We start from the raw sequence: 19,908 nt of genomic DNA, 5'->3' as shown, positions 1-19,908 counted from the left end.
AACCATAAATAACCATTTCAGGAGGTTGTTTCGATGAAAAAAGCATTGATTGTATTCGGCACAACTGCAACATTGCTGGCAAGCGTATTGGCTCCAACAGCAGGATTTGCTGCTACAAAAACGGAAGTAGCAACTAATTCTGTCTCTATGCTTGCAGAGTCAAAAGTTTGGGTGTCAAACATCCAGGGTGACGATTACTGGTATAAAAAATCAAATGTTGCAAAGACATACTTTTATGTGAGAGGGAATATGGCAGGTAAGCTGAAACTCCATGCATATAGAATTGATGGTGATAAGATTTGGGGGCTTTACGAAGGGTATATTTATAAAAAGGGAGATCAATAAGTCGCTCATTTGAGCGGCTTTTTTCATAGGAGAAAATAGCTTCCTTGTTTCGGCGTATGACGAGCGGGGGAGGTGGAAGATTTTGAATTGCGAAAAAATGATATAATGGTATTATATAGGCAGGAGTTGGAGAATGACTCATATTCAACGAGGATGGCATAGAAACGAATCTAATTTATAATGAATATATTAATGGGCAAACGGGGACGATTAGTAATACTTATGTCTTAATGGAGCAACTATCTATGTATTAATACAATCCCATAATTTTGTCAGTCCTATTTATCCTTATACTTTGTATTTTATTGATAACGACCTTTGATAATAAACGAATTTGAATGCACTCTTCGGGGTGCTTCTTTTTATTATAGCCAGAAAGGATGTATACCAATGATCGCAGAAGAGTAGATTGAGTTGGAAAGACAGGAATCATAATCTGAATTATCGAGATAATAGAAGCAAAGCATCCACATAGCTTGAACAAATAAAAAGGAATTTTGCAGGGGTACTAAATGGAGATAAATAACCCTGATTGAAATACTTGAAGATAAAGAGATGCAATGGTACTCTGGGATGAATATCGTGATTATACAAAATAGGGTGCATCGTATATCAGGATGAAAGGGGCTAATTTGTATGAATTTTATTCGATTAACAAGTGCTGATGACATGTATTTTAGGGAATTGCTAGAATTATATGAGATAAGCTTTCCTCAACACGAACAGAGAATATTTGACGATCAAATTAAAGTTTTAGATAATTCAGCATATCATTGTGAAGTGATTCTGGAAGACGATGAGTTTGTTGGGCTGATATGTTACTGGAAAACGAAACGATTTTCATATATTGAACATTTTGCAATTCATCCAAATAGGAGAGGGGATAATCTGGGGTCACGCTGTTTGCAAGAATTTATTGAAGCGAACGAAATTGTGATTTTAGAGATTGATCCACCGATAGACCCCATTTCGATTCGACGTAAAAACTTTTACATGAGACTTGGTTTCCAAGAAAACAAATACCATCACGAACATCCTCCATATAAGAAACAATATAAACCTCATGAGCTTGTCATTATGAGCTTCCCACGAATAATCACAGAATGCGAATATGCAGAGTTCAAGGAGTACTTGAAAAATACGATCATGAATTCTAATCGGTAGTAAACAAGAGCCGTTGAGAAAAGAATCTCTCACGGCTCTCAAAACTTTCTGCAATGGCTAATGATAATGGCTATTCTCCGTCAAGTAGACGCATTACAGAAATATTTAGTTGTTTTTCAAGACATCAATTAATTTTTTTGTCCAATTAAAGTCTGTTTTAGTAATTGTATTATCTCCGTATTCTTTTCCATCTCTATCGATGGCATAGATAAACATTCCTCCTTTAGGACCATCTTTCGGTTGCCAAGCAGCATATTTGTAAGCTCTGCTTGTTTCAAATGGTTCCTGAGCATCCCCCCAATTTGCACCTAATTCTTCCTGGAAGGATATACCTGGAAGAAACTGATCTGGGAAGATCGTATTTTTATAAGTTGCCCATGTACTATCTAATCTACTAGGGGCTCTGCCATAAGCTTGTAGAAACAAATAATCACAAAATGGAGCTACTTTTTTGAAAAGACTATGATTGTCTTTGTTTGTATCATAGATAAGCAGTTTGCCGCTATTCGACATTGGTCCCAAACGTTTAGACAGAGCTTCAAAAGAACCAAAAGCTTTTGTTTCTTTTTCTTGTGTTAATGTTTCCTCCATATCAATGTCTAAGCCATCTAAATTGTAGGGAGTTACGTATTTATCTATTAAGGATTGCGCATGATCATCATATTCTTTGGAAGTGGGCATTGTACTACTACTAGGTACGTTATATAGCTCCCTAATATCTATCGTGCGAATCACTTTGGTTTGACGTTCGTGCAAGGTAGGCACGTAGGTATCACGAAGAGTGTCCCAAAATAATTGTTCATCTGTTCCTGGTTTTACATAGTGGAAGACGGAAACGATATCGATTTCTTCAGGAATGTCTGTCATAGCTGTCACATTAGGGTCTGGTAGAGTTGAGTTTGAATCATGAGGCATGGTTACGTCACGCCATGTTCTGTAGTACGCCATCATTACAGGAGATTTTTGACCTTTGGTCAATTCGTTTCCTGAAGAAGTTGATGGACTAGCTGAAATAATTGAGCCACTCACTAAAGATAAAATTAAAACTGTCGACAAGATTAACAACATTGATGTTTTCTTCATAAAAGCGGACTTCCTTCCTTAACTATAATAGTTGCTCACTTAAGTAAGCGGTTACATTTCCAGGGGGTTCTGTCTTTATACCGAATACAATTGCAGTGAAGTGATGTCGTTGTTGGACTTTGAGATAGACCTTGGTTTATAACGCCAGCTTGCATTATACTCTTCATCTAAACATAATTTCAAAACCTCCTCAAATAAGTATTTACGTATTACTTTTTGACTCTCGATTGGCGTACTACATCTGCAAAACTAGAGATCGCCCATCTGTTTGAAAATGAAGATTTAAATGAGGAACTTCATAAGCTAATCGGTTATTTTTTACACGATGGAGTCTGCTAGCAGCTCTTATATGCCATATACGTCAAGGAGCGCCATTTTTAAAAAAGTCGAGACATTTATATTATCGTCCAGAAGTTTACAAAAATGAATAGGACCAGTAGTAAAAAAAATTATTTGCGCAAAAATTCAAACCAAGTTTTGAAGATGGTAATCCCTTGTCCGCCCGCTATAATGGCCTCGATCCAATTTACATATGCTGTTATTTTTTAAGATATGATCTACGCTATTTTTGAAACGAGAGATTTTCTTTTTTTGTTTTACAAGCTTTAAAGTAAATTAACAATACCATACGTAGATATCCTAATTTATAATAGTCTTATATAACTATAAAGGGTGGTGTGTTAGTGAGTCAGTCTTTTACTTACCTATTGTTTAGTACTCTTGATGCTGCAGTTGTTAATGCCTTAATCCTAAAGATATATAAGCAGCCTTTATTAAGGTACAAATATAAATTGCTCATTTTATCCGTGGCATTAGCAATATGCTCATTCCTACTAAGGACGCAGATCAATTTGCCTACATGGGATTTGCCCTTGCAATATATCATACTTGTATTTTTTTACTATTCTGTGTTAGAATACAGACTTCATTATGCAGCGTTTATTATTGGATCAGGTTTGTCTGCCTATATATCCATTCAAATGATCGTTTACTATAGTTTAGCTGCTCTAGGAGTAGCTGACCAATCCGTTATATTTGCTAATACAGGTTATCCTGTTAACTCAATTCAGTTATGTTCCTTCATTATATGTGCAGCAATAGCAGTGCTCCTCAGAGCAACAGGCATGGGATTTTCATTTATTATCGTTCCACCGCATGATACATTTCGAATCAAGTATTCAGAATATAGTAATCGCATTGTAATCATCTCAGGCGTTGTATCCGCAATAACTATATTTTTGACATTAGTCATTATTATGTCTCAAAATTACATACTTCTCATGATGCTTTCATTAGCAAGCTTCGGAATTGCTTACTTTTTATCTGATCAGGGGGATGATGAAAGTGTTAGAGAGTCTTTCGAGGAATATTGCAAGAACCTTGAAGAAAAACAATCCTGACAGTGAAGTAGATATAGAAGTGCTTGAATACGGTATTGCGATGACTATAAATCAATACGGAGTAATTTTAATTACAATTACAATAGGTGCCATTTTTGGACAGCTTATGGAGTCAGTTTTAGCTTTCGTGGGATTAGCGACTATCCGAAGCTTTTCAGGTGGCATTCATTTTTCATCATTAACTGTGTGTATGATCATGACTTCACTATTCTGTGTGATCGTACCTGTAATACCGTTATCTAAAACGGCTGTAGTTATAGTAACGATGATATCTATGTTGATATTTCTTTTGCGTGCTCCAAATTGGTTTGAAGAGATTGCTGTGCATAAAAATGGTACAATATACAAATGCTTGGCAGTATTCATTGTTAGCATCAATTTAGTAGTACAGTCGACCATCTTAGCAATTGTTTTCTTTGTACAAGCTCTAACCATTTTACCGAAAGGAGGTGTTAAGGATGAGAAAAAAGATTGAAATGTTTCTAATGAATCGAATGGAGACAAGAGCTGAAAAGCAATCAATGAAACCAAAAATCGTTTTCGGTGCTAAGAAGCTCCCGGAAGCATTAAAAAAAGATGTAAAGTAAGAAGGCCGACTACATATGTTGATGGAACTCGGACATTTAAATCGCAGTTTTGATATAACTGCCACGGTTTAAAATCCTGCCATCAGTATTGAAAATTATTTTTCCTTAAATGCCGCTCCTTTAGAGAAGCTGCGTCAGTATCTTATTTGATAGGAAGAGGTTACCAACCAGCTATTGTTCATCAGATAGTGGAATCTTGGTGGCATAGATGATGTTTCTTGTAGCACCCTAACCGGTGCTTTTTCTTATGTCTAAAATAGATCAAGTCGTTAACACTAAAAACTTCGCACCTTGACAAGCCTTTGGTGGAGATATTTTTACAAGCTAGGTAACTAAGGTTGATACAGCTACTGGATAGATTAGTATAGGATTCGTTGAGCTAGCACTTATATAAAAATATGAGGTTACTGCAAGAACTAAGAGTGTAGAGGAATAAATAGGAAAAAAATACAAAATTCTATATACACTATAAGTAATGTGATGGTATTATCTAGGAGAGAGTTGGAAAAACAACTCTACTACATAAAAAGGTGGAAAAGGACTATGAGGATTAAGAAAATGGTTTCTGTTCTTTTTGCATCCATGTTGTTACTGACAATGACACAACCGGCAATCGCTGCAGATGTATCAACTAATGTTGTCGGAATTGGAGATACGAGAGATAATGCATTAACGTTAATTTCTAATCAACCTTATGATCTTTTCATTGCAAATGCATCAGATGTTGATTGGTATAAGTGGACAAATAATAGTGGCAAAGATCGCTGGATCCTCTTGGATTTAAGATCAAATGGTGGACAAACTTCGCTTGATTTAGCTGCTCAAATAAAGTACACCGAAACGAGAGAATCCACATTGCTGTATGCAGAACCAACAAAACCAGGTTCTGAGTTTCCTGCAATCATAAGGAATTTATATGTTCCTCAAGGTGCAACTTTATATGTCAGAGCAAGTGCTAACAAGTTTGTTACTCAGGAACAATATAGATTAAACTTCATTATGTACGATGTTTAGAATTCGAAAATTTTATGTCGGGGGAACGGGATATTATGAAGCATAAAAGATTTGTAACATCAATTCTTGCATTTGTATTTATGTTGGTATTTGCAACAAGCGTATTTGCAGCTAAGGGCATAGGGGATACTCAAGAATCTGCAATCACTATCTTCCCCAAGAACGCTGTAAATTTATACATCGAGGGTAACACTGACAAGGACTGGTTTATATGGACTAATAACACGGGTAAAATGCAGAGATTTGTTGCATGGATTCAGCCAAAGGATGATTGGAATAATTTTAGATTAGCTTTAAAAATTCAGTATATCGATAATACAAGCACGGGATTAATGTATGCAAATTATAACATTGGACCACATCAATTTATTGAAAACATATACATTCCTAATGGAGCAAAGTTATATTTACTTGTAGAGAAAGTAAATCATTCACTGACTCAATATTCGCTTAATTTCGATGTAAATGATATATAACATGAATTAAGCCGCTGATAATCAGCGGCTTTTGTTTCTAGCATATCATTGTGATGCGACTCTAAGATATGAGTTTGTTGGAATTATGTTTTATTGGAAAATAGAACATTTCTCTTATATTGAACATTTTGCAATTGATTCTAACATGCGTGGGAATGATCTAGGATCTCGCTGCTTATAAGAATTTTTGGAAGAACAAAGCCTTTTGATTTTGAAAATTGATCCAACGATAGATTCAATTTCAATCCGATATAAAAACTTTTACATGATACTAGGTTTTCTACAATAGAACAGTAGTTGACACGTTATAATATGCATCAAAGAATGTACTTCCAAATGCATTGTTACCAGAAAGTAAAGAACAAGCTGTTCTCATTCTGATTTTACGACTTCATGTCGCGGATATAACTATTTTTCTTGAAATGTCCTCCTTTTACATGCTTCAGATGGGCAACGATCATGAAAGACACGATGACTAGCAAGAACCAGGAGCTGAATTTCCCCCACTTCACAAGATTCCAACCGTTAACTTGATGAGGATAATACCATGCACCCAAAAATGTCCCGATGTTTTCTGCAACCCATATAAAAAATCCGATTAGAGCAAACGACAGCACAAGTGGCATACGACGTGTCACGCCCAATACCGTATACTCGACGTACGTTCTAAAAAAGATGACGAATAGCAAGAGCATTAATACCCAACGTAAATCATAAATAAAGTGATGGGTCATGAAATTAAAATATATGGCCAACCCTAGCGGTATCGTATACCAAGGTGTGGGATATCGATATACCTTGACCTGTAGTCGTCGCCATGCTTGACATAAGTAACTCGCCACACTCCCGTACATAAATCCGCTGTATAAAGGTACACCGAATATTTTTGTCCAGCCTTCTTGAGGGTAAGCCCAAGAACCCATATGGACTTTGTATATTTCGAGCATAAGTCCAATCAAATGGAAGACGCAAATTACCTTTAATTCGTCGAACGTTTCGATCCCAAGTCGAATCATAATAATCTGTGCAATTAAGCAAACAAACAACAAGAAATCATAGCGATGCATGAAAGGGATGTCAACGGTTTTGGTAAGTGCCAGCATTGCAAAAATAAAAGCGGGGAATAAGCAAGACAGCGCTTGCTGCCAGCCAAAATAAATGAATGATCTAAGTTTAAAAAATTTTCCCATTCGATTCTCCTACATTGATTATCGTATTAATCGGTTGATGAACAAGCACCATGTAATTCGTTAGGTACAATCATAATTAGGAATATACTATTAGTCAATAAATAATTATTGAAAAACAATAAAATAATAATATGCCGACTCAAATGAAATAATGATTTCTATAGATATTGTAACGAAGGGAAGAAGGCGAAAAGTAAGTTAATCTTCAATCCGGTATAACGATTGTACTGAGCTTATTTTTGAAAATATTGTCTTGAGGGGGATGGTGGAGATGGAAGCAAAATAAAATGCCTCGTTTAACCAGCTAATGAAGTGGAAACGAGGCATTTCTGTTTGTATTAATGAAAATCACGGAACAAACCAATAACTTTGCCTAGAATAGTTACGTGTTGTAAGCGAATCGGCTCATAAGTTGGATTTTCAGGCTGCAAGCGGATATGATCCTTTTCTCGATAGAATGTCTTAACCGTCGCTTCATCATCTTCGGTCATCGCAACGACGATATCTCCGTTGTTCGCTGTCTGCTGTTGACGTACGATGACATAGTCGCCATTATGTATACCGGCCTCAATCATACTATTCCCCATGACCGATAGCATGAATACATTTTCATCGTCTCCAACCATGTGCAAAGGCAGTGGGAAGTAATCTTCGATGTTCTCTGTTGCGGTAATCGGTTCACCCGCAGTTACTTTACCAACTACCGGCACACGTGCAAAGGAGCGAGAAAAGTCTGCCGTGCGGTCGGACTGATCGCTAAGCAATTCAATTGCCCGAGGCTTCGTAGGGTCGCGACGAATAAAGCCCTTCTTCTCGAGACGATCAAGATGACCATGTACGGTAGAGCTGGATGCTAGACCAACGGCTTCTCCTATTTCACGAACAGAAGGTGGGTAGCCCTTAGCTCGGACTTCATCACGTATAAAATCAAGGATAGCTTGTTGACGACTTGATATTTTAGACAAGGGTATCAACTCCAATGAATACTCTTTTGACAAAATTATACCACAGAACCTCCGTTCGTACAAACATAAGTTCTAAAGATTTTGAATAAAAAATAGAATATAGGCGTAATCGGATAAGAAGGAAATAAAGTATCTTTAATCATTTTTGATCATGCTGTTTTCAATGAAATGCATACAATCCCAAAAGAGTAACGAACAATAAAAGGGGAACGAGCGTTCTAAATATATGTTGACTCAAACGTGTGTTCGTGTTAAATTTGAAGTATTAAATAATAGAACAAGTGTTTGGGAGTGATCATTTATGATGTATACAACGTATCGTTCCATTTATAAGGTGTCGACAACAGCTTCGCAATCTGAGCAAAAGAAGCGTTTGTTTCCTTTGCGTGTGCGTTTTATGATCAGTTTAATCGTATTGTTGTTCATTACTTGTGGAAGCATTGTACAAGCACTTGGAAATGATGATGACCGTGAGGATGTTGTGAGTGGAACTGTTGTTGAACGAGTTCTTGTTCAGCCTGGAGATACGTTGTGGGAGATTGCATCAACATATAAGCCTGAGCATACGGATATTCGTGAATTTATATATGAAATTACACAAATGAATCAGTTAACAGGTGAATTTTTGCAGGCAGGAGAAGTATTGTTGGTACCGATTCCTTGATAACAAAACAATTTTCGGAAAATTGGCTCAGATGAAACAAATATCTATACATATAAACAGTTTACGAAGGGGCTCATGGAGCCTCTTTTTTATCTATATAATGGCTTTGGAGAAGCTTGCTTGACAAGCTGGTACCTCCATGTCAAAGTAGAACATATGCTTACACACATGGAGGTACATGATGAATATTGACAAGCTTATTGCACGAATTAATGAACTGGCCCGCAAACATAAGACAGTAGGGCTGAGCGAAGCGGAAATGGAAGAGCGCGCAAAGCTACGTGAGGAATATTTGGTACTTTTCCGTAAGCAGGTGCGTAATCAATTAGACAATATTCGCTATGTAGAGGACGAAGAAGGAACAGATAATTCCGGTACGAACGGTCTCGTTCATTAATGACTCTTCATTAATAACGATGGATTATCATTACTCGTTTACAATACAGGGGGTAGCGAATTCATGTCTCGCAGTTGGGAACGCAAAGTCCGCCAAAATAGTGCAAAATTGAACAAGCAGCGAATGAAGCAAGGCAAGCCGTCGCTGTCTGCAGGCAAGCCTGCGTATGAAGAATTTAAAGGACGCAGCTTCATCATGCCGCTCGCATTGATTGCTTTCGCCATTATGTATGCACTACTAGGCGGGATTATCACGAACAATCAATATCCAACTCTTTATTGGGTTACGATCGTATGTTATGTCGGATTGGGAATGATTTTATTCTTAAGAAGACCGTTTCTGCGTGTCGGAGCTGACGAGGTATCAACGATTCGTTGGAATCGTCTTCGTACCTTGTCTTCCAAAGATATGAAGAAGATTGCAATTCAGCCTGGATATGTGGTGATTGAACATACGGGGAAAGGTGCGAATTGGATATTCTCTCGAATGCTGAACAGATACGATACCAATGCAATGGGCGAACGACTGCGCGTCTTTGCTAATCAGCATAAGATTGAGTTCGAAGACACTTCGAAGAAAGAAGCGTCGAAATAAGTTTGCACATGTATATAATGAGAAGCTAATCTAGTCGCTGTGATGGGAGAGAGAAACATGTCTATACGTGCTGTGCTGTTCGATTTGGATGACACTCTATTATGGGATGAACGCTCTGTTGAAGAAGCCTTTGCTGCTGCTTGTGAATATGCATATGAGCGAACAGGTATTGAACCAGAGGAATTGGAGTCTTGTGTTCGTCAAGCTGCCCGCGAATTATACGCTTCTTACGAGACGTATCCTTTCACGCAGAATATCGGGATTAATCCATTTGAAGCCCTATGGGGAAAGTTTGCAGAAGGGGATCATCCTGAATTTCGATTATTAGAGCAGCTTGCACCTGCGTATCGTCGAGCAGCATGGACACAGGGACTTCAGGCAGCCGGTCGAGTTGATGAAGAACTAGGTGCAGAGTTGGCAGAACGATTTATGAGTGAACGTCGGGCCCGTTCTTATGTATATGATGAGACTTACGAGGTGCTCCGCCAATTAATAGCACAGTATCCGTTGTTGTTGCTCACGAACGGCTCACCTGACCTGCAGCAGGAAAAGTTGAATGGTGAGCGGGAACTCTTATCTTATTTCGATCATATCGTAATCTCTGGGCATCATCCGAAAGGGAAACCGGATCCAGAATTGTTCAAGCATGCGATGTCCTTGCTCGGTATAGGACCGCATGAAGGAATTATGATAGGAGACAAATTAACGACTGATATTCAAGGTGCTCAAAATGTTGGTATGCATCATGCCTGGTTGAATCGTAAAGGTCTTGAATTGTCAGGCGATGTTCATCCAGAATATACGATTACGAGCCTAACTGAAATTGAGCAAATTATTGAAGCGATCAACTCGAAGGAATCGTAAATCGTTGTAGATACAACTTCATAATCAATTGCATCGAGCAAGACTAACAAGAGCAAGCCTGTGGGAACACAGGCTTTTTCTAATGCGTTGTATGTATTTATGTGCGGTGAAAAAAGAAAATATTGAAATAAAGAATGAGGAAAAGTGTGATAAATGTCATTGGATCGTCACAGAATTACCTAAATTATAGCTCGATAGAGTCATGAGGAATTGGAGAATGCTGTATATAATGATACGATAATCCTAGCATAAATGTTGAGGAGTGAGCTTGTATGTTCAGCAACAAAAATAAATTAATTGTGCTCATAATGGCAATCGGGGCAATGCTGCTAACTGGTTGTGGAAATAGCTCGGGAAGTAGCTCATCATCAGCCGGTCATGAAGGACATGCTGGTCATGGCTCTGGTGCAATGCAAGAAGGAAATCATGAGATGCCTGCAATGATTAAGGTTGAATTACAGGTGCCGAAAGAAGTAAAGAGCAACGAAGCTGCTACAATCTCAGCTCGGGTAACGCAAGATGATAAGGCGGTAGATGACGCTGACAAAGTCGAGTTTGAATTGTGGATGGATGGAGAAGAGCATGAGATGATCGAGGGTAAGCCTGTAAAAGATGGAACTTATCAGTTCGAGAAGACATTCAAGAAAGCGGGTACCTATACCGTCATCTCTCATGTAACTGCTCGTGATATGCACTCGATGCCGAAGAAGCAGTTTACTGTAAAGTAAGGAATTTCGATAAGAAAATAAAATGATTCCTCTATAAGAAGGGGCAGCTTCATAAGATCCGAGTAAAGACAGGAACTTATGAGACTGCCCTGTTTGCATATAATGAAAGGCATTGTGAATAGACGTGAAAATAAGTTCATTTCTATAGGATTAACCTTGTAAAGGAGTTAGGCTTTTTGAAAGGTGGGATCCGTATACGGGTGCGCAATCCATCCTTCAGTCTCGATAAAGAGGCGTACCGCTACAATTTGACGATTGTCCATCAACGTGAAGTAATGTGGTTTCTCCTCTGGAACAGAGATCACATCCCCAGCTTCCAGTTCTACATCCATATAACCGACATCGTCGCTACCTTTAATAATAAATATACCATTGCCGGCAGTAATGGCTCTTACTTCATCTTCTGTGTGGGTGTGAACCTGCTCAAATTTCTTCAGTAGCTCTTCAATATTAGGAGTTGCATCGGATAAAGAAATCAAATCCCACGTTCGATAGCCTCGTCTTTCAGCCAGATCGCGGATTTCTTCTTCATACGTATCTAAAATGGCCTGCTTCTCCTTATCGGATAGCACGAACTTGTCGCGAAGAGATGGATCAAGTTTGTTCGGGTTCCAATGCTCATACAGCACACCCTGCGAAGATAGAAAAGAACGAACATTTTCTTCCCCTATAATGATTTTGTTCGTGTTTCGAATTCGTACTTGTGCCAATTTCTAATCCCCCGTTTCCCAATGCGATTTATTCATTTAATTATAGTACAGAGGAAAAGTTTGGGCAAGAAACATTTTGAAGCGAGTCGTGTATGAGTCTTTTCTAATCGGATCACATCTGCTAAACTAGGGTTTAACGTTTAAGGTAGAGGGTGGGCAGAGCGATGAAAACAAGAACGATACAGGAACAATTACATGAACGCATTCTCATTTTAGACGGTGCTATGGGCACGATGATCCAACAAGCTGACTTGAAGCCTCAAGACTTTGGAGGCGAACAATTGGATGGATGCAATGAGATGTTAGTCCTGACACGTCCAGATGTCATTTCCAGAATACACGAACAATATCTAGAAGCGGGCGCAGACATATTGGAGACAAATACGTTCGGGGCTACCCGTATCGTGCTTGCCGATTATGATATTGCTGATCGTGCACGTGAGTTGAACGTTGCCGCGGCGAAGCTGGCTGTTGAGGCAGCTGCAAAATATAGCACACCGGAATGGCCAAGATTCGTTGCTGGTGCAATGGGGCCGACGACAAAAACCTTATCTGTTACCGGTGGAGTCACATTTGATGAGTTGATTGACAGCTATTATGAACAAGCAGTTGCACTTATAGAAGCAGGTGTTCATATGCTTCTTTTAGAGACTTCTCAGGATACGTTGAACGTCAAAGCTGGCTCGATTGCGATACAGAGAGCCTTTGAATCTACAGGTATCACACTTCCGCTTATGATTTCGGGGACGATTGAACCGATGGGAACAACCCTTGCCGGTCAAAATATCGAATCGTTTTACATATCCCTAGAACATTTGAAGCCGATTTCCGTCGGATTGAACTGTGCGACAGGGCCTGAATTCATGCGTGATCACTTGCGTACCCTTGCGTCTATCGCTAATTCTGCGATCAGTTGTTACCCGAATGCGGGGCTTCCAGATGAGAATGGTCATTATCATGAATCGCCAGAATCGCTTGCTCGTAAAATCGCAACCTTTGCAGAGCAGGGCTGGTTGAATATTGCAGGCGGCTGCTGTGGAACAACACCTGAACATATTCGGGTTCTTCGAGAAACTTTGCTCGAGTATGCCCCAAGAACAACGTTTGGTGAACATCCTCCAGCTGTATCCGGTATTGAGACCGTATATGTAGAAGATGAAAGTCGTCCTTACATGGTTGGAGAACGTACCAATGTGCTTGGCTCTCGCAAGTTTAAGCGTTTAATTGCCGAAGGAAAGTTTGAAGAAGCGGCGGAGATTGCGCGTTCCCAGGTGAAAAATGGGGCACATGTCATTGACGTGTGCGTGCAGGATCCGGATCGCGATGAAGCGCACGATATTGAACAATTTCTGCAGGAAGTAGTGAAGAAGGTTAAGGCTCCGCTCGTCATCGATACGACAGATGCCAAGGTATTGGAATTGGCTTTGAAGTATTCCCAAGGGAAAGCGATTATTAACTCAGTTAACTTAGAGGACGGTCTGGAGAAATTTGACCATGTCGTGCCGCTTGTCCATCGTTATGGTGCAACCCTGGTTGTCGGCACGATCGATGAGCGCGGTCAAGCCATTACACGTGAAGGTAAATTGGAGGTGGCGAAGCGTTCCTTCGACATCCTCGTGAATAATTACGGCATTCTACCAGAAAACATTATATTTGACCCGCTCGTGTTCCCAGTTGGAACGGGGGATGAACAATACATTGGTTCGGCGAAAGAGACAATTGAAGGGATACGTCTGATTAAAGAGGCGATTCCAAAGGTACAAACGATTCTCGGGATAAGCAATATCTCGTTCGGTCTGCCTGAAGCGGGACGTGAAGTGCTTAACTCTGTATTTCTATATGAATGTACCCGCGCAGGGCTGGATTATGCGATCGTCAATACGGAGAAGGTGGAACGTTATGCATCCATCCCCGAGCACGAACGCAAACTTGCGGAAGATTTATTGTATGACACCAGCGATGAGACGCTGGCAGCATTTGTTGCCGCTTTCCGTAACCGCAAAGTAGAGAAAAAAGAAAAAACCAGCAACCTTCCACTTGATGAGCGTTTGGCATCCTATGTGGTAGAAGGTACGAAGGAAGGGCTTATTCCTGACTTGACAGCAGCGCTGCAAAAATACACTCCACTCGAAGTCATTAACGGTCCGTTAATGAAAGGGATGGAGGAAGTTGGAAGGCTGTTCAACAATAATGAACTTATCGTTGCTGAGGTGCTCCAAAGCGCAGAAGTCATGAAGGCTTCGGTCAGTTTCTTGGAGCCGCATATGGAGAAGAATGAATCTGCTGTGAAAGGGAAAATTCTACTCGCTACGGTGAAGGGCGATGTGCATGACATCGGCAAAAATCTAGTGGAAATCATCCTATCGAATAATGGATATGAAATTGTCAACTTAGGCATTAAGGTTCCACCTGATCAGTTGATCGAGGCCTATCGCAAGGAAAAGCCAGACGCAATTGGACTGTCAGGCTTGCTTGTCAAGTCTGCTCAGCAAATGGTCATAACCGCACAAGACTTGCGTACTGCTGGCATCGATGTGCCAATTCTTGTTGGTGGGGCAGCATTAACGAGAAAGTTCACGAAAAATCGAATTAGTCCGGAATATGATGGATTAGTTCTCTATGCAAAGGACGCAATGGACGGTCTTGATCTGGCCAATAAAATTATGGATTCATCGGAACGTAAGCTGCTGGTTGAGGAACTCCGCGCTCATAAGGAACGGTTGGCTCGTGAATCGGAACAGCAGTCGAACCTACCTGAGCTAACACGGGCGGTTCGTTCCAGCATTACGGAAGCCGAAGTGTACATTCCGCCTGATTTAGAGCGACATGTATTGCGCGATATTCCAATTCCACAGGTGCTTCCTTATTTGAATTTCCAGATGCTGTTGGGACATCATTTGGGATTAAAGGGCTCAGTTGAACAGTTGTTGAACAATCGTGACCCGAAGGCATTAGCTTTGAAAGAGACCGTTGACCGAATTCTGGCAGAGGAAGCTCAAGCAGGTGTGCTAAAGGCGAATGCTATGTATCGCTTCTTCCCAGCCCAATCGGAAGGGGACACCATTCACATTTATAATCCTGACAATGTAGAGGAGGTGCTCCATACCTTTACATTCCCACGGCAGCAGGTTGAGCCTTACCTGTGTCTTTCAGATTTTCTGCGAACAAAAGAGAGCGGCGTAATGGACTATGTAGGCTTCTTGGTGGTTACTGCTGGTGATGATGTTCGCGGCAAAGCGGATAAGTGGAAGGAGAAGGGAGAATACCTGAGGTCACATGCGCTGCAATCTGTTGCATTGGAGCTGGCAGAAGGGCTTGCAGAACGGATTCATCATATGATGCGTGAAGTATGGGGCTATCCTGATCCGGAACAGATGACAATGAAGGAGAGATTTGGAGCTAGATATCAAGGGATACGAGTTTCATTCGGATATCCAGCTTGTCCAAATCTCGAGGATCAAGGGCCATTATTCAAGTTAATGCAGCCGGAAGACATCGGCATTCATTTAACGGACGGGTTTATGATGGAGCCAGAGGCATCCGTGTCGGCAATGGTCTTTGCTCATCCGCAAGCACAATACTTTAACGTAGATAAGGCCTAATCTTTACATCTTAAAAAAATTACTAGATGTCTGTGCAGCAGTGTGTCACACTTATGTATGGACAATAATATAAGCTCCGTATTGCTGTCAGGCAGTACGGAGCTTATTATATCTTGGTGGAGTGAGACATACTATGTGTGTAAAACATTTTAAAATATTAATGATTAAATAGATTAAATAAAAGATGATATTGTTTTCGTATTTAATTACAGAAGCAAAGGAGTATGAGTATGGATATTTACTTCTTAGGAACAGGCGCTGGCATGCCGACGACTCGCCGCAATGTAAGCGGGATTGCGCTCCGATTGTACGAAGAACGCGGTTCCTTCTGGATGTTTGACTGCGGAGAGGGCACCCAGCACCAGGTGCTGCAGTCGCCATTGAAGCTAGGCAAGTGCGAGTTTATTTTTATCACTCATTTGCACGGCGATCACTTGTTTGGATTACCGGGGCTATTGTCTAGTCGCGCTTACCAAGGCGGGGTGTCTCCTTTGACCGTATTTGGTCCTGCAGGGTTACATCAATTTATACATACTGTTTTTGAATTAAGTGAGACGCACTTGCCTTATGAGCTTCATATCCAAGAGATAGAGTCTGGCGTGATTTGGGAGGATGAGCAATTTATAATTACGGCACTGCCTCTTGATCACCGTGTTCCATCCTTTGGGTATCGAATTCAAGAAAAGGAAAAGCCAGGGCGTCTAGATTTAAAGCTGTTAAAGGAAAAGGAGCTGCCGCCGGGACCTTTATACGGTCAGTTGAAACGAGGGCAGGATGTCATACTTTCGAATGGGGAACGAATTCAAGCATCCTCTGTCATCGGGAAACCGATACCTGGAAAGTCTGTGGCCATACTCGGCGATACTCGTCCTTGCGAAAATGCGGTCACGCTCGCGAAAGACGTTGATATACTCGTGCACGAAGCAACCTTTATGGAAGATAAACGCGAAAATGCAAATGAATTTGGCCACAGCACGGCTCGGCAAGCAGCGCAAACCGCAGTGTCCGGAGGAGCCAAGAAGCTTGCTCTGACTCATTTTAGTTCACGATACAATGATGAACGGATGGAGGAACTTTTACAGGAAGCACGTGACGTATTTGAAAATACGGTTCTTGCCGATGAGCATGCGATCGTTACAACATCTTAATATCACATCAATGCTGCGTTAACGCTTACTCGATACGCTATCCATAACCGAGTTGTTGTAAGTGCAATTGCCTAGGCAATTGCACGAGAGCAACAGAGATGTTAAAGGAGGGGTTATGGATGGATACTGCGAGTCATTTGCTGCTTGGCGCTTCTTTGGCAGGGGCTGCTTGTGTACATCCTCAGGTTGCGGAGCGTCCTAGTTTGTTCTTCGCGGTTCTGACGGCTACACTCATTTCTTCACATGCGCCCGATTTCGATGCCATAACACGATTTCGCAGCTATGCAGCCTATTTGCGTCACCATCGAGGCATTACGCATGCTGTCCCAGCATGGTTTGTATGGCCAATAGCCATTGCTCTGCCGGTTTCAATGTTGTTTGCAGTGTGGGGAGATTGGCCGATTGTTATGCTGTATTCATGGCTTGCAGTTATGATCCATGTTGGGCTTGACTGGTTGAATGCATATGGTGTTCAAGCAGCCAAACCTTTCTCATCCAAATGGCATCATGCAGATGTATTATGCTTATTCGATCCATTTCTATTTGCCATTCATCTCGTCGGGATTATAAGTTGGTTATGGATGACACGGGCGGATGCAGCATGGTTATTCGTATTGGGATATTTGGTGTCCGTATTATATATCATATGGCGATGGAGGGTGCATCAGCGATTGCTGAGCCGACTGAAGGAGCAGTTTTCAAGTGGAATTCATCATCAGCTTATTCCTGAGGTCACTTGGCTGAGCTGGCAATATGTTGTGGAGTATGAGCAACATTATGAAACAGGTTGGATTCGGCATCGCAGCCCATTGCGGATTTTATCAGACGTGTCCTTTGATAAGCATTGCCTGTACACTAAAAACTTCATTGATGATCATGTGTTGGAGCATGCAAGAACAACCGATGGAGTACGGGCATTCCTTGGATTTGCTGAGCATGTCATTGTAAGCTCACAGCGTTGGCGTAACGGGTATAAGATTATATGGCATGATGTTCGATTTTGGCATCGAAAAGGTCTTCCATTCGGCGTTGAGGTAGAGTTGGATGAGCAGCTTCGCGTTGTCAATACGAAAGTAGGCTGGAGTAAGAGGGAGTGGGAGCCTCCTTATGTATAAACAGGATTGTATTGCGCAATATTCGCACAAGAAAGGTAAATCAGAAACGTGAATCCCCGTGTCATATGTGCGTGAATACCTGTCCCTAATCAAGCGGAGCGATCCGTTTTTTTCTTTTGCATCAAGATATGTTGGGGCCTATGATGTTGTGAAATGCCCCCTGAAAGAGGCAAGTCCTCATTATAGTTTCCCGGGAAAGCGCAGAACCTGACAAATAGTTTATCAGGGGACAGGTATACATCAAGGACTGTCCGCAATCGACAGCTTCTACCATCATTCTGCGTCGAATCGGCGCATTATAGTGCCGTGTTTCCACTCTTGCCAGCCATGAAATGGTTCTTTACAATGTAGAAATAAGTTTCTCATTTCCCAACGCACTTTATTAAGTATGAAGCACCTAATTCGTTGCTCAAATCAAGGAAGGTGGATTCATTATGAACACTCTTGGATTTACGATCGTAGGCTTCGGCAATATTGCCAAAACACATATGACTGCACTGCGAACGCTGCCGATCATTAAGCAGCTTCCTGTAACACCTGTATTGAATACACTCGTTACCCGTCGTCCTGAACAAACATTAGAGCAGGCACGGCAAATTGGATTTGCTCACGTAACCTCCTCCTTGGAGGAAGCTTTGCAATATAACGGGACTGAAGCAATAAGCATCTGTACACCGAATGCGCTACATGCTGAGCAGGTACGATTGGCGGTTCAATATAATCAAGCTATTTATTGTGAGAAACCTGTAACGGAAAGTGCTGCGTCCACAGCGCAATTGCTGCCAGATGTCCCATCAACGCTTACGCAGCAGTTAGCCTTTGTCTATCGGTATCACCCTGCTGTCATGCGGATTAAAGCTTGGCTTAACGAAGGGATTATCGGAGATGTGCTCCAGTGCAGACTGGCTTATTTGCGTTCGGGTTATTTAAGTGATGTCCGTCCATACAGCTGGCGAGTAAATGACTCGTTGTCTGGTGGAGGAGCAATTATCGATTTAGGTGTTCATGCACTGGATTTGCTGCGCCATTGGTTTGGTGAATTGAAGAGTATAGAAGGCAGTACAGAAACTTTTATTAAAAGTCGGAGAGCAGGTAATGGCAAAGACGAACGAGTAGCTGTTAATGTTGATGACTGGGCAATGATGAAGTATGAAACAGTTCAAGGCGTACAAGGTATTGTTGAGGTATCCCGTATTGCCTATGGTGATGATGCGTTTCGTGTGCATATCATTGGGACGAAAGGCAGTATTACATGTAATTTGGAATCGGATAAGAAGCCTCAGCTTCATCTCATAAACGGTCGTCACGAATCTGCTCCTGAACCTGACTCGCTTTCGCTGCTTCCTGATGAGAAGACAACGATGGGGATATTCCAAGACAGCCATTTCGCTTCGCTTCACCATTTCATTCTGCGCCACAATGGAGATCAGCGTTGGAACGAGCTGGCTCCAACATTAGAAGATGGGCTTGTTGTCGAGCGCTTGGTAGATCGTGTGATTCAATCTTCGGAAGCACGGGAGCAGCGGTAATGATTTATGAGGAGATTGGTGTTTTTGTTTAGCTGCCTATTGTATGGGTGAGTGCAAATGAACTCATTCTGCCTTGCCAAGTATGGCTCCCGTTCCTATTCATGGGAATGACGGGAGTTGTTCTTTTTACATTAGATTATGCGCTCTGAACACATCTTGGAATTTCACCTTGCGGGTCGGATTTCGGTTCAGCGTTGTTGTCCTCATTTATTGGCATCGGAATTGTTGGTCTGATGAGACTCTGTCCTTTTGGCTCGGAATTGCGTATACTAGCATTGGCTCTATTGAGTTGACAATAATAATGCTATGAAACAGAAGTGTAAAATTTGTTGG

General features: G+C 41.1%; 20 protein-coding genes. 16 read left to right on the top strand and 4 right to left on the bottom strand.

Annotation, left to right across the window (positions count from 1 at the left end; all coding sequences use genetic code 11):
- The first annotated feature begins 33 nt into the window (after nt 1–33).
- Nucleotides 34–345 (top strand): hypothetical protein, encoded by a 312-nt coding sequence (locus NO352_RS11990; RefSeq protein ID WP_197267958.1) that lies wholly within the window; start codon nt 34–36, stop codon nt 343–345.
- A gap of 636 nt (nt 346–981) precedes the next feature.
- Nucleotides 982–1,509, top strand: a complete 528-nt coding sequence (locus NO352_RS11985) for a GNAT family N-acetyltransferase (RefSeq protein ID WP_289355762.1) — start codon at nt 982–984, stop codon at nt 1,507–1,509.
- Nucleotides 1,510–1,614: 105 nt separating this feature from the next.
- Here NO352_RS11985 and NO352_RS11980 read toward each other — a convergent pair whose 3' ends face one another.
- Nucleotides 1,615–2,592, bottom strand: a complete 978-nt coding sequence (locus NO352_RS11980) for an EndoS/ChiA family endoglycosidase (RefSeq protein WP_262866687.1) — start codon at nt 2,590–2,592, stop codon at nt 1,615–1,617.
- A gap of 683 nt (nt 2,593–3,275) precedes the next feature.
- Between NO352_RS11980 and NO352_RS11975 the strand changes: the two genes are divergently transcribed.
- The 5 genes from NO352_RS11975 (at nt 3,276) to NO352_RS11955 (ending at nt 6,069) form a co-directional block, all read left to right on the top strand.
- Nucleotides 3,276–3,992, top strand: coding sequence for a hypothetical protein (locus tag NO352_RS11975; RefSeq protein ID WP_163977506.1), 717 nt, complete (start codon nt 3,276–3,278; stop codon nt 3,990–3,992).
- Nucleotides 3,973–4,467 (top strand): accessory gene regulator B family protein, encoded by a 495-nt coding sequence (locus NO352_RS11970; protein ID WP_268622881.1) that lies wholly within the window; start codon nt 3,973–3,975, stop codon nt 4,465–4,467. The genes NO352_RS11975 and NO352_RS11970 overlap by 20 nt, the downstream gene beginning before the upstream one ends.
- On the top strand, nt 4,451–4,579 hold the full coding sequence (locus tag NO352_RS11965; RefSeq protein WP_005549877.1) for a hypothetical protein: 129 nt from the start codon (nt 4,451–4,453) through the stop codon (nt 4,577–4,579). The genes NO352_RS11970 and NO352_RS11965 overlap by 17 nt, the downstream gene beginning before the upstream one ends.
- A gap of 543 nt (nt 4,580–5,122) precedes the next feature.
- Entirely contained in the window at nt 5,123–5,593 is a 471-nt protein-coding gene (locus tag NO352_RS11960) for a hypothetical protein (protein ID WP_005549878.1), read from the top strand.
- A gap of 35 nt (nt 5,594–5,628) precedes the next feature.
- Complete coding sequence (locus NO352_RS11955) at nt 5,629–6,069, top strand: hypothetical protein (protein WP_005549879.1); 441 nt, start codon at nt 5,629–5,631, stop codon at nt 6,067–6,069.
- Nucleotides 6,070–6,452: 383 nt separating this feature from the next.
- Here NO352_RS11955 and NO352_RS11950 read toward each other — a convergent pair whose 3' ends face one another.
- Nucleotides 6,453–7,259, bottom strand: a complete 807-nt coding sequence (locus NO352_RS11950) for a DUF817 domain-containing protein (protein WP_289355761.1) — start codon at nt 7,257–7,259, stop codon at nt 6,453–6,455.
- A gap of 338 nt (nt 7,260–7,597) precedes the next feature.
- Nucleotides 7,598–8,224, bottom strand: coding sequence for a transcriptional repressor LexA (gene lexA / locus NO352_RS11945; protein ID WP_005549881.1), 627 nt, complete (start codon nt 8,222–8,224; stop codon nt 7,598–7,600).
- 301 nt (nt 8,225–8,525) lie between these two features.
- Here lexA and NO352_RS11940 point away from each other — a divergent pair, with 301 nt between their 5' ends.
- The 5 genes from NO352_RS11940 (at nt 8,526) to NO352_RS11920 (ending at nt 11,471) form a co-directional block, all read left to right on the top strand.
- On the top strand, nt 8,526–8,888 hold the full coding sequence (locus NO352_RS11940) for a LysM peptidoglycan-binding domain-containing protein (RefSeq protein WP_289355760.1): 363 nt from the start codon (nt 8,526–8,528) through the stop codon (nt 8,886–8,888).
- A 181-nt stretch (nt 8,889–9,069) separates the two neighbouring features.
- On the top strand, nt 9,070–9,285 hold the full coding sequence (locus tag NO352_RS11935; protein WP_005549883.1) for a DUF896 domain-containing protein: 216 nt from the start codon (nt 9,070–9,072) through the stop codon (nt 9,283–9,285).
- 63 nt (nt 9,286–9,348) lie between these two features.
- Nucleotides 9,349–9,879, top strand: coding sequence for a methyltransferase (locus tag NO352_RS11930; RefSeq protein ID WP_289355759.1), 531 nt, complete (start codon nt 9,349–9,351; stop codon nt 9,877–9,879).
- Nucleotides 9,880–9,936: 57 nt separating this feature from the next.
- A complete protein-coding gene (locus NO352_RS11925; protein ID WP_289355758.1) occupies nt 9,937–10,743 on the top strand; it encodes an HAD family hydrolase in 807 nt (268 codons plus the stop codon).
- A gap of 272 nt (nt 10,744–11,015) precedes the next feature.
- Nucleotides 11,016–11,471, top strand: a complete 456-nt coding sequence (locus NO352_RS11920; protein ID WP_005549886.1) for a FixH family protein — start codon at nt 11,016–11,018, stop codon at nt 11,469–11,471.
- Nucleotides 11,472–11,638: 167 nt separating this feature from the next.
- Here the strand turns inward: NO352_RS11920 and NO352_RS11915 are convergent, their stop codons facing one another.
- Complete coding sequence (locus NO352_RS11915; protein ID WP_005549888.1) at nt 11,639–12,181, bottom strand: 1,2-dihydroxy-3-keto-5-methylthiopentene dioxygenase; 543 nt, start codon at nt 12,179–12,181, stop codon at nt 11,639–11,641.
- A gap of 164 nt (nt 12,182–12,345) precedes the next feature.
- Between NO352_RS11915 and metH the strand changes: the two genes are divergently transcribed.
- The 4 genes from metH to NO352_RS11895 all read left to right on the top strand — a co-directional run bounded on the left by metH (nt 12,346) and on the right by NO352_RS11895 (nt 19,575).
- Nucleotides 12,346–15,783, top strand: a complete 3,438-nt coding sequence (gene metH, locus NO352_RS11910; protein WP_268599473.1) for a methionine synthase — start codon at nt 12,346–12,348, stop codon at nt 15,781–15,783.
- A 230-nt stretch (nt 15,784–16,013) separates the two neighbouring features.
- Entirely contained in the window at nt 16,014–16,931 is a 918-nt protein-coding gene (gene rnz, locus NO352_RS11905) for a ribonuclease Z (RefSeq protein ID WP_289355757.1), read from the top strand.
- Nucleotides 16,932–17,050: 119 nt separating this feature from the next.
- Entirely contained in the window at nt 17,051–18,046 is a 996-nt protein-coding gene (locus NO352_RS11900) for a metal-dependent hydrolase (protein ID WP_289355756.1), read from the top strand.
- A gap of 434 nt (nt 18,047–18,480) precedes the next feature.
- Nucleotides 18,481–19,575, top strand: a complete 1,095-nt coding sequence (locus tag NO352_RS11895; protein ID WP_289355755.1) for a Gfo/Idh/MocA family protein — start codon at nt 18,481–18,483, stop codon at nt 19,573–19,575.
- The last annotated feature ends 333 nt before the right edge of the window (nt 19,576–19,908 follow it).

Origin of the sequence: Paenibacillus sp. S-12 (assembly GCF_030363895.1) — a bacterium.
Classification (GTDB): domain Bacteria; phylum Bacillota; class Bacilli; order Paenibacillales; family Paenibacillaceae; genus Paenibacillus_B; species Paenibacillus_B alvei.
Note: the sequence above shows the minus strand (reverse complement) of the source record. Positions and strands in the feature narration are given on the sequence as shown.

Coding starts and splice junctions, on each gene's coding strand:
- NO352_RS11920 (WP_005549886.1), top strand. CDS start 11,016: ATGTTCAGCAACAAAAATAAATTAATTGTGCTCATAATGGCAATCGGG.
- NO352_RS11900 (WP_289355756.1), top strand. CDS start 17,051: ATGGATACTGCGAGTCATTTGCTGCTTGGCGCTTCTTTGGCAGGGGCT.
- NO352_RS11925 (WP_289355758.1), top strand. CDS start 9,937: ATGTCTATACGTGCTGTGCTGTTCGATTTGGATGACACTCTATTATGG.
- NO352_RS11985 (WP_289355762.1), top strand. CDS start 982: ATGAATTTTATTCGATTAACAAGTGCTGATGACATGTATTTTAGGGAA.
- NO352_RS11965 (WP_005549877.1), top strand. CDS start 4,451: ATGAGAAAAAAGATTGAAATGTTTCTAATGAATCGAATGGAGACAAGA.
- NO352_RS11955 (WP_005549879.1), top strand. CDS start 5,629: ATGAAGCATAAAAGATTTGTAACATCAATTCTTGCATTTGTATTTATG.
- metH (WP_268599473.1), top strand. CDS start 12,346: ATGAAAACAAGAACGATACAGGAACAATTACATGAACGCATTCTCATT.
- NO352_RS11950 (WP_289355761.1), bottom strand. CDS start 7,259: ATGGGAAAATTTTTTAAACTTAGATCATTCATTTATTTTGGCTGGCAG.
- NO352_RS11990 (WP_197267958.1), top strand. CDS start 34: ATGAAAAAAGCATTGATTGTATTCGGCACAACTGCAACATTGCTGGCA.
- NO352_RS11930 (WP_289355759.1), top strand. CDS start 9,349: ATGTCTCGCAGTTGGGAACGCAAAGTCCGCCAAAATAGTGCAAAATTG.
- NO352_RS11895 (WP_289355755.1), top strand. CDS start 18,481: ATGAACACTCTTGGATTTACGATCGTAGGCTTCGGCAATATTGCCAAA.
- NO352_RS11935 (WP_005549883.1), top strand. CDS start 9,070: ATGAATATTGACAAGCTTATTGCACGAATTAATGAACTGGCCCGCAAA.
- NO352_RS11980 (WP_262866687.1), bottom strand. CDS start 2,592: ATGAAGAAAACATCAATGTTGTTAATCTTGTCGACAGTTTTAATTTTA.
- NO352_RS11960 (WP_005549878.1), top strand. CDS start 5,123: ATGAGGATTAAGAAAATGGTTTCTGTTCTTTTTGCATCCATGTTGTTA.
- NO352_RS11940 (WP_289355760.1), top strand. CDS start 8,526: ATGATGTATACAACGTATCGTTCCATTTATAAGGTGTCGACAACAGCT.
- rnz (WP_289355757.1), top strand. CDS start 16,014: ATGGATATTTACTTCTTAGGAACAGGCGCTGGCATGCCGACGACTCGC.